This window comes from Pseudomonas sp. RGM 3321, from assembly GCF_022836805.1.
Taxonomy (GTDB): Bacteria; Pseudomonadota; Gammaproteobacteria; order Pseudomonadales; family Pseudomonadaceae; genus Aquipseudomonas.
In genome coordinates this window covers 1-4,390 of the sequence record NZ_JALHBH010000065.1, presented here as the reverse complement: position 1 = coordinate 4,390, position 4,390 = coordinate 1, and the positions used below count along the sequence as shown (strand labels likewise).

The 4,390-nt window shown below is 52.3% G+C and carries 3 protein-coding genes and 1 pseudogene; 2 read left to right on the top strand and 2 right to left on the bottom strand.

Annotation, left to right across the window (positions count from 1 at the left end):
- The first annotated feature begins 224 nt into the window (after positions 1-224).
- Complete coding sequence (locus tag RGM3321_RS00305) at positions 225-1,460, top strand: reverse transcriptase domain-containing protein (protein WP_244391057.1); 1,236 nt, start codon at positions 225-227, stop codon at positions 1,458-1,460.
- Between the two features lie 101 nt (positions 1,461-1,561).
- Here the strand turns inward: RGM3321_RS00305 and RGM3321_RS00300 are convergent, their stop codons facing one another.
- On the bottom strand, positions 1,562-2,197 hold the full coding sequence (locus RGM3321_RS00300; protein ID WP_244391056.1) for a recombinase family protein: 636 nt from the start codon (positions 2,195-2,197) through the stop codon (positions 1,562-1,564).
- A gap of 411 nt (positions 2,198-2,608) precedes the next feature.
- Between RGM3321_RS00300 and RGM3321_RS00295 the strand changes: the two genes are divergently transcribed.
- Positions 2,609-3,727 (top strand): hypothetical protein, encoded by a 1,119-nt coding sequence (locus RGM3321_RS00295; RefSeq protein ID WP_244391055.1) that lies wholly within the window; start codon positions 2,609-2,611, stop codon positions 3,725-3,727.
- Between the two features lie 496 nt (positions 3,728-4,223).
- Here RGM3321_RS00295 and RGM3321_RS00290 read toward each other — a convergent pair.
- Positions 4,224-4,390: pseudogene (locus tag RGM3321_RS00290) on the bottom strand (IS3 family transposase); the annotation flags it as partial.

Here is a 4,390-nt window from a genome sequence, read left to right as displayed (position 1 = left end):
CTGCTTGCTGGTGCAGCCGCCTCACAGCACTGAACCAAGTATTACAGACGCCAGCCATCTCTCTTCGGAGCTTGCTGTGCGGGTCGCGACCAAGATCGCCGTTAAGGCTTCGAGGTCTCCCGGTGGTTGAAGGTCCCCTGTAGCAGTTGGGTGAGAGTTCACTGGTGCTCCCAACAAACAAGGAGTTTTCTTTGGCAACGCCGCTATACCGTCGGATCTACAGCATGGAATCGCTGCATTCGGCCTGGAGAAAGGTTAAAAGCAGCGCCCTATCGTCTACATCCGAAACTATCCGAAATGAAGCTAAAGACTTCGAGAGCCGCCTCCCTAAGTCGCTTTCCGAAATCCAACGCGCACTATCCAAGAAAACTTTCACCTTCAAGCAGCAGACAGGCGTAGCGAAAATCAAAGCCAACGGTAGCTCACGACCCATTGTGCTTTCACCCATACCCAACCGAATCGTTCAGCGAGCTCTACTTGAAGCCTTGCAGACGCGCATTAAGTTCGTAAAGGACGCTCTCGCAACCCCGACCAGCTACGGTGGCATTCCAACCAAGCGTGTCGCTATGGCAATACACGATGCCAAATTGGCCATCTCCGGTGGAGCAGCTTTCCATATCCGGTCTGACATTGCAGAGTTCTTTACGAAAATCGATAAGGCCCGAGTGATGGGGTTGGTGGCTCCTCATATCAAATGTCCTGACACGGTGGCTTTGTTACAAGCTGCGATCACGACAGACCTTGCAAACATTGATGTACTGCGACGACAGGGTCTTGATGAGATTTTCCCTCTTGGGGTGGAAGGCGTGGCTCAAGGCTCGCCCCTGTCGCCGCTCATAGCCAATTTGTATCTGCACGACTTCGACAAAACCATGAACACTGGTGATGTCATTTGCCTCCGCTACATCGATGACTTCCTGATTCTCGGGAAGGATAGGAGCTGCGTAACCCGAGCCTTCAACAAAGCACTGAAAGAGCTCGCGAAGCTTTCGCTGAAGGCATATTCACCCTCGGCAACAAGCGGCAAAGCTTCAAGCGGCTCAACGTCAGACGGGTTTGATTTCTTGGGTTGCTATGTTTCGCCGGGTTTAGTGCAACCATCGAAAGGCACGAGAGACAAGTTCAAGAAACGGATAGCATCCGAAATGGAAGCATCGCTCCGCGTTATGAAGGCCAGCATTGAAGTCGGAGTGATCTCCCCAAAAGCGACCTATTCGGGCGCGCTACAAAATCTTGACCGAGTTATCCTCGGCTGGGGGAAGGCATTCTCGTTTTGCAGCAATGGTCATTGGATAAAGGGCTTGGACGATTACATCTCAAATCAGCTGGCCCTGTACGAAGCTGAAAAAGCTAAGCTCTTTGCGAGGGCAAACGGCACTGCTCGGCGGAGGATGCTTGGAGTAAGACTTCTTTCGGAGCTTCACTCAGAGCGTCCCGAGCCCAGCGGGGCTTCTACCTAAACGCTCTCAGCGATTACAGATAGGGGGCACTCGGATGCAAGAAAAGGAGCAGACGCTCCATCCTCAGACGTAGTAGCAGATCACCTCATATGCTCCCGGCGTTAGCCTTCAGAGGCGCCCACTTTGAGCTTAATGGCACGCTGAACGGTGGCAGTGCTGACTCCCGTGGCCCTTGAGGTTTCGCGTACACCCATACCCTTGTTCAGACACTCCAGAATGCGCTGGTGCTTTTCCTGATCGACCCCTCGCCCCTTGTAAGCGCCTTGATCCTTCGCCTTCTTAATGCCATCCATCTGGCGACGGCGACGGTCCTCGTAGTCCTTCCGGGCGACCGCTGCGAGCATGTCCAAGAGCATATCGTTGATGGCCCCAAGCATACGTGATGTGAAGGTTTCCAATGCTCCACTCTCCTGCGCCATGAACTGGTGCGAGGTCGGCAAATCAAGCGAGACCACTCGGACCTCCTTGTCCTTGATGATCCCCCGGAGCTTCTGCCAGTCAGCCTCAGTGAGACGCGAAAGGCGGTCTACCTGTTCGACCAAAAGGACATCACCGGGATGCGCATCGGACAACAGGCGGAACAGCTCAGGCCGCTTGAGGGTGGCCCCACTTTCGTTCTCGGTGTAGTAGGCCGCGACCCGCTGCCCATGGTCCTTTGCGAACCCAGTTAGCTGGTCCTTGGCTCGGTGGGCGTCTTGGTCAGTGGTAGAGGCCCGGAGATAAGCACGGATGAACATCGTGAAGCGCCCTGTAGTCGTTAAGGTGTGGTCACTATATGTGTAGTCGTTAGAATGGTCAACACCAACCAAACAACCACAATCATCCAGCCGCCCAGCCGTAGTCGCTGAGGCATACCCGAGTGACCACGCATGATGAGGCCCTTCTGCTTACCTGATGAGAAGAAAGGAACGACCCAGAACAACAGTCGAATCGTGACCAGTACTTGGTCCATTACCGGTCCCTCATTCAAAGGCCCGAACAGGCACGCAATGAGGACCGGGCACGCGTAACGCGATAATGCTCACGCGGCGAAGAAGGGCACGGGGGGAAATGTGAGTACGCACGGCTATTGAGGTGATCGTTGAGATTTTTCTGTCAAATTCTCGGATAGGCCCTGATAAGATGAATTTTTTGGAAGGGATGCCCATATGGCGCGTAATGATAAAGGCGGGGCGTCAGGCTTGTGGTTCTGGTACGCTCTTGCAGTATTCCTCTTATGTACATCATCCGGCGGCCTGCTTTTTGGTCTCTACGCCCACTATTTTCCAGCGATAACAGGAGTTCGTGACGACTGGAATGTCTTCGGGGCGCTATTGGGCGGTTTCGGGTCGTGCATCGGCGCAGTGGCGACTCTTGCAACTCTTTTATTTCTCGCTCAACAGAACAGCCAGCAGCAAAAGTTTGTCGCTTGGCAAATTGAGACGCTAACCTTCGAGAAATTCCTTAGCCATCGCAGAGTGTTTAGCGAGCGGCTTGGGGAAATCCAATCTCGCTACGAGCATAAGATTCGTTTCCGGGACCCCGAAAATCTCTATTACGGCCTCTTCCCCGACAATGGGCCTGCGAATCTATACCTTGAAGTACCCCCCGACGTTTCCGCTACCTCAGAAAATCTCTTAGGAGCCCTGAAGTTGCGTTTTGAGATGCTGGATGGATTCATCAATAAGACGGAATTCAGCCAGCAGGATGCGTACGCATTAGCGAACCTACTATTAGAAATTAACTCTGACTTAGGATATGAATGGATTGGGGAACTTGACGATGGAGACCTTGTTATGGCGGGCTTGAATATCGGGGTCAATATTTACTCGCTGCATGAGGCCCTCAATCGTATGAAATGGATTTACAACGTGTATCTACGATTTACTGGCAATGCGCCTTTTTATGGTTTGAACCGAGGGGTCACCAGATATGTGAAGGATGCACTCATGCGGTGTAGGCGATTACGGCGTCACATTACGTACAATTCTGTCACGGATCTTCAGGTATTACAGGACCTATTGTTTCAGGTTGATTCCCTCCGAGATGACACCAAGAATTGGCTACTGCCGGACTCATACAGGCTTCTTGAGGCTACGTTCGAGAGCCGTCACGACGTAGCCCAGCTGAAAAATTCATCACATTATTTTTCTATACTTTCCAGTATTAATAACGAGATATTTGACGCACTTCAAGCCATAGAGATAGACGACACTCTGCATGATAGGCTTAAGGCGTGCGAAGCGTTGGTTATGCGAATTGTAGGCAATCTTAGAAACAAGCAGTAAGTGTATCGCGTCAAGTAAGCACATCATTCACCGAGCTCAACCGCAAGGACAAATCACGATTTCACTGTCCACCCCCCAGCACTCTCCAACGAAGACATCCCTGGCAGGCCGTTCAGGGTCGTTGGGCGAACCACTCCAGCCTGGTAGATTTTCTCCAAGATAGAAGCTGTGCCTTTCTTGGTCATGTTCATTATCTGTTTTCCTTTTGGTAGCTCCTTCAAGTCGCACTCATAGCTGAGCATCCAGCCCCCAGACAGGGGAACGGCATGGCATGAAATGCGCTATCAGAAAGGCTGGATAAGATGAGCGCCCAGCGACGGGCGTATGCTCGGCAAGGCTTAGCGCCAAACCGGGGGGGAGGAAGTGATTGACGGTCATTTCTGATCATCACCAAGAGAAGCCAGCGAGTGGACCTTAGTAGGGTGGGAGAGGTCTAAAGAGGTAACTTTAAGCCCTGTAGTGGTCAACTTTTTCCGGACACCTCAATCGGTGATCGTCAGGCCGCTTGCCGCTCATACTGATTGGGCGGCACGTAGCCAGTGTCGAGTGCAATCGCCCCTCGTTATAGAACCGCACGATGTAATCCGTGATGTCCTTTACTGCTTCGCCGAGGTTGGCGTAATCCTTTCTCCAGGTGCGCTCCATTTTCAGGTTCAGGAAAAA

Bases quoted from the DNA above. Each gene is read 5' to 3' on its own strand.
- RGM3321_RS00305 (WP_244391057.1), top strand. From the start codon at position 225: ATGGAATCGCTGCATTCGGCCTGGAGAAAGGTTAAAAGCAGCGCCCTA.
- RGM3321_RS00300 (WP_244391056.1), bottom strand. From the start codon at position 2,197: ATGTTCATCCGTGCTTATCTCCGGGCCTCTACCACTGACCAAGACGCC.
- RGM3321_RS00295 (WP_244391055.1), top strand. From the start codon at position 2,609: ATGGCGCGTAATGATAAAGGCGGGGCGTCAGGCTTGTGGTTCTGGTAC.